The 5377-nt window shown below is 58.0% G+C and carries 3 rRNA genes; all 3 read right to left on the bottom strand.

Annotated features, from left to right (window positions below):
• Positions 1-13: 13 nt before the first annotated feature.
• The 3 genes from rrf to ACGFI9_RS37805 all read right to left on the bottom strand — a co-directional run bounded on the left by rrf (position 14) and on the right by ACGFI9_RS37805 (position 5213).
• Positions 14-130 (bottom strand): 5S ribosomal RNA (rrf, locus tag ACGFI9_RS37815).
• 89 nt (positions 131-219) lie between these two features.
• Positions 220-3329, bottom strand: a 23S ribosomal RNA gene (locus ACGFI9_RS37810).
• Between the two features lie 368 nt (positions 3330-3697).
• Positions 3698-5213, bottom strand: a 16S ribosomal RNA gene (locus ACGFI9_RS37805).
• The 16S, 23S and 5S rRNA genes sit together here, the layout of an rRNA operon.
• Positions 5214-5377: the final 164 nt, after the last annotated feature.

The following is a 5377-nucleotide window of genomic DNA, read 5'->3' as shown; positions in this document are numbered from 1 at the left end:
GACTGGAAAGATTGTCCGGCGGTGTCCTACTCTCCCACACCCTCCCGAGTGCAGTACCATCGGCGCTGGAGGGCTTAGCTTCCGGGTTCGGAATGTGACCGGGCGTTTCCCCTCCGCCATGACCGCCGTAACTCTATCGACATATCAAACAACTCAACCAGCCTTCCGCTGGGTGTTGTTCGTTTGTCGGGAGTTGCACAGTGGACGCGTAGCAGCTTAGTAGTCAAGTCCTCGGCCTATTAGTACCGGTCAACTGAACCCGTTACCGGGCTTACATTTCCGGCCTATCAACCCAGTCGTCTAGCTGGGGGCCTTACCCACTCAAAGAGTGGTGGGATACCTCATCTTGAAGCGAGCTTCCCGCTTAGATGCTTTCAGCGGTTATCCCTTCCGAACGTAGCTAACCAGCCGTGCCCCTGGCGGGACAACTGGCACACCAGAGGTTCGTCCGTCCCGGTCCTCTCGTACTAGGGACAGCCCTTCTCAAGTATCCTACGCGCACGGCGGATAGGGACCGAACTGTCTCACGACGTTCTAAACCCAGCTCGCGTACCGCTTTAATGGGCGAACAGCCCAACCCTTGGGACCTGCTACAGCCCCAGGATGCGACGAGCCGACATCGAGGTGCCAAACCATCCCGTCGATATGGACTCTTGGGGAAGATCAGCCTGTTATCCCCGGGGTACCTTTTATCCGTTGAGCGACACCGCTTCCACATGCCAGTGCCGGATCACTAGTCCCGACTTTCGTCCCTGCTCGACCTGTCAGTCTCACAGTCAAGCTCCCTTGTGCACTTGCACTCAACACCTGATTGCCAACCAGGCTGAGGGAACCTTTGGGCGCCTCCGTTACCCTTTAGGAGGCAACCGCCCCAGTTAAACTACCCACCAGACACTGTCCCTGAACCGGATAACGGTCCGAAGTTAGATACCCAAATCAACCAGAGTGGTATTTCAAGATTGCCTCCACCCGCACTGGCGTGCGAGCTTCACCGGCTCCCACCTATCCTACACAAGCTAACTCAAGTACCAATGTCAAGCTATAGTAAAGGTCCCGGGGTCTTTCCGTCCTGCCGCGCGTAACGAGCATCTTTACTCGTAATGCAATTTCGCCGGGCCTGTGGTTGAGACAGTGGGGAAGTCGTTACGCCATTCGTGCAGGTCGGAACTTACCCGACAAGGAATTTCGCTACCTTAGGATGGTTATAGTTACCACCGCCGTTTACTGGCGCTTAAGTTCTCCGCTTCGCCCCGAAGAGCTAACAGGTCCCCTTAACGTTCCAGCACCGGGCAGGCGTCAGTCCATATACATCGAATTACTTCTTCGCATGGACCTGTGTTTTTAGTAAACAGTCGCTTCCCCCTGCTCTCTGCGGCCATACAACGCTCCACCCGCGCGGGGCTTCACGTCTCCGGCCCCCCTTCTCCCTAAGTTACGGGGGCAATTTGCCGAGTTCCTTAACCACAGTTCGCCCGATCGCCTCGGTATTCTCTACCTGACCACCTGTGTCGGTTTGGGGTACGGGCCGCTAAGAACTCGCTAGAGGCTTTTCTCGGCAGCATAGGATCACTGACTTCACCTGAATCGGCTCGGCATCACGTCTCAGCCTACATGTGCTGCGGATTTGCCTACAGCACGGCCTACACGCTTACCCCGGCACAACCACCGGCCGGGATCAGCTACCTTCCTGCGTCACCCCATCGCTTGACTACTACCCGCCAGGTTCCCACGCTCCCCGCTTCAGGTCCGAAGACCATCCACGGTTTGGGTGGTTAGCACAACGAGGTTCATCAGGGTCGCTCTTTCGCGGGTACGGGAATATCAACCCGTTGTCCATCGACTACGCCTCTCGGCCTCGCCTTAGGTCCCGACTCACCCAGGGCGGATTAGCCTGGCCCTGGAACCCTTGGTCATCCGGCGGAAGGGTTTCTCACCCTTCTTTCGCTACTCATGCCTGCATTCTCACTCGTGCCGCGTCCACAACTAGGTCACCCCGTTGCTTCAACCGCGGCACGACGCTCCCCTACCCATCCACACACCTGCACAAGGAATCAAGTCCAAGCGAGGTAAAAATGTGAATGCCACAGCTTCGGCGGTGTGCTTGAGCCCCGCTACATTGTCGGCGCGGAACCACTTGACCAGTGAGCTATTACGCACTCTTTAAAGGGTGGCTGCTTCTAAGCCAACCTCCTGGTTGTCTATGCGACCCCACATCCTTTTCCACTTAGCACACGCTTAGGGGCCTTAGCTGGTGATCTGGGCTGTTTCCCTCTCGACTACGAAGCTTATCCCCCGCAGTCTCACTGCCGCGCTCTCACTTACCGGCATTCGGAGTTTGGCTGATTTCGGTAAGCTTGTGGGCCCCCTAGACCATCCAGTGCTCTACCTCCGGCAAGAAACACGCGACGCTGCACCTAAATGCATTTCGGGGAGAACCAGCTATCACGGAGTTTGATTGGCCTTTCACCCCTAACCACAGGTCATCCCCCAACTTTTCAACGTTGGTGGGTTCGGCCCTCCACGCGGTCTTACCCGCGCTTCAGCCTGCCCATGGCTAGATCACTCCGCTTCGGGTCTAGAGCATGCGACTGGATCGCCCTATTCAGACTCGCTTTCGCTACGGCTCCCCCACACGGGTTAACCTCGCCACATGCCACTAACTCGCAGGCTCATTCTTCAAAAGGCACGCCGTCACCCCGCAAGGCTCCGACGGATTGTAGGCGAACGGTTTCAGGTACTATTTCACTCCCCTCCCGGGGTACTTTTCACCATTCCCTCACGGTACTCGTCCGCTATCGGTCACCAGGAAGTATTTAGGCTTACCAGGTGGTCCTGGCAGATTCACGGCAGATTTCAGGAGTCCGCCGCTACTCGGGAACACCCACAGGAGACCAGCCACTTTCACCTACCGGACTATCACCGCCTACGGTCAGCCTTTCCAGACTGTTCGGCTAGCAACTGGCTTTGTAACTCCTCAAACGAGTGTCAGCTCGTTTCGCAGGGTCCCACAACCCCGACCACGCAACCCCTGACAGGTATCACACGCAGCCGGTTTAGCCTCCATCCGCTTTCGCTCGCCACTACTCACGGAATCACTCTTTGTTTTCTCTTCCTACGGGTACTGAGATGTTTCACTTCCCCGCGTTCCCCCCACACACCCTATGTGTTCAGGTGCGGGTGACTGGACATGACTCCAGCCGGGTTCCCCCATTCGGACACCCTGGGATCACAGCTTGGTTGACAGCTCCCCCAGGCCTATCGCGGCCTCCCACGTCCTTCATCGGCTCCTGGTGCCAAGGCATCCACCGTTCGCCCTTGACAACTTGACCACAAAGATGCTCGCGTCCACTGTGCAATTCTCAACAAACGACCAACCCACAACCCCACAGTCCCCCACCAGCCCGGCAACCGCCGGCGGTATGAGAAACCAGGCCGTGCCTGGCGCCTCCACGAACTTCCGTTCGCGTCATGGCTCTGAAAGACAACCACTGGTTGTTCCTTCAGGACCCAACAGGGTGCTTAGCGCTTCCTCCCAGCCGCACCGGTCATCCGTTCCCTACCACCCAAGAGCGGTCGTACTAGAAATCCCAGCCGTTGCCAGGGAAAAACTGGCCAGTGTCTCCGCCTGTGAGCACCCCGCCACCACATTCAGATGGCGTGGGCTCCATGCCGTCTTTCGACGGATGGTGCTCCTTAGAAAGGAGGTGATCCAGCCGCACCTTCCGGTACGGCTACCTTGTTACGACTTCGTCCCAATCGCCAGCCCCACCTTCGACGGCTCCCTCCCCGAGGGGTTGGGCCACCGGCTTCGGGTGTTGCCGACTTTCGTGACGTGACGGGCGGTGTGTACAAGGCCCGGGAACGTATTCACCGCAGCGTTGCTGATCTGCGATTACTAGCGACTCCGACTTCACGGGGTCGAGTTGCAGACCCCGATCCGAACTGAGACCGGCTTTTTGGGATTCGCTCCACCTCACGGTATCGCAGCCCATTGTACCGGCCATTGTAGCATGCGTGAAGCCCTGGACATAAGGGGCATGATGACTTGACGTCATCCCCACCTTCCTCCGAGTTGACCCCGGCAGTCTTCGATGAGTCCCCGCCATAACGCGCTGGCAACATCGAACGAGGGTTGCGCTCGTTGCGGGACTTAACCCAACATCTCACGACACGAGCTGACGACAGCCATGCACCACCTGTGACCGCCCCCGAAGGACCCGACATCTCTGCCGGTTTTGCGGCCATGTCAAACCCAGGTAAGGTTCTTCGCGTTGCATCGAATTAATCCGCATGCTCCGCCGCTTGTGCGGGCCCCCGTCAATTCCTTTGAGTTTTAGCCTTGCGGCCGTACTCCCCAGGCGGGGCGCTTAATGCGTTAGCTGCGGCACAGGGAACCGGAGAGGCCCCCCACACCTAGCGCCCAACGTTTACAGCGTGGACTACCAGGGTATCTAATCCTGTTCGCTCCCCACGCTTTCGCTCCTCAGCGTCAGTATCGGCCCAGAGACCCGCCTTCGCCACCGGTGTTCCTCCTGATATCTGCGCATTTCACCGCTACACCAGGAATTCCAGTCTCCCCTACCGAACTCTAGCCTGCCCGTATCGACTGCAGGCCCGCAGTTGAGCTGCGGGTTTTCACAGTCGACGCGACAAGCCGCCTACGAGCTCTTTACGCCCAATAAATCCGGACAACGCTCGCGCCCTACGTCTTACCGCGGCTGCTGGCACGTAGTTGGCCGGCGCTTCTTCTGCAGGTACCGTCACTTACGCTTCGTCCCTGCTGAAAGAGGTTTACAACCCGAAGGCCGTCATCCCTCACGCGGCGTCGCTGCATCAGGCTTCCGCCCATTGTGCAATATTCCCCACTGCTGCCTCCCGTAGGAGTCTGGGCCGTGTCTCAGTCCCAGTGTGGCCGGTCGCCCTCTCAGGCCGGCTACCCGTCGTCGCCTTGGTAGGCCATCACCCCACCAACAAGCTGATAGGCCGCGAGCCCATCCCAGGCCGAAAAACTTTCCACCCCCAGCCATGCGGCCAGAAGTCCTATTCGGTATTAGCCCCGGTTTCCCGGGGTTATCCCAAAGCCTAGGGCAGGTTGCTCACGTGTTACTCACCCGTTCGCCGCTCGAGTACCCCGAAGGGCCTTTCCGCTCGACTTGCATGTGTTAAGCACGCCGCCAGCGTTCGTCCTGAGCCAGGATCAAACTCTCCAACAAAAACTTGTTGAACAATCCATCCCGACAACAAAAGTGTTGCCAAAGGAATCCCAACCAGCCAAACCAAAAGGCTCGACCAGTCCGGGGTATAAAACAATTTGGCACTGGCTTATCAAGCACCCTGTTGAGTTCTCAAAGAACAACCACACACCATCCAGAAACCC

This window comes from Micromonospora sp. NPDC048930 (genome assembly GCF_043197935.1).
GTDB lineage: Bacteria > Actinomycetota > Actinomycetes > Mycobacteriales > Micromonosporaceae > Micromonospora.
This window is presented reverse-complemented; position numbering and strand designations above follow the sequence as displayed.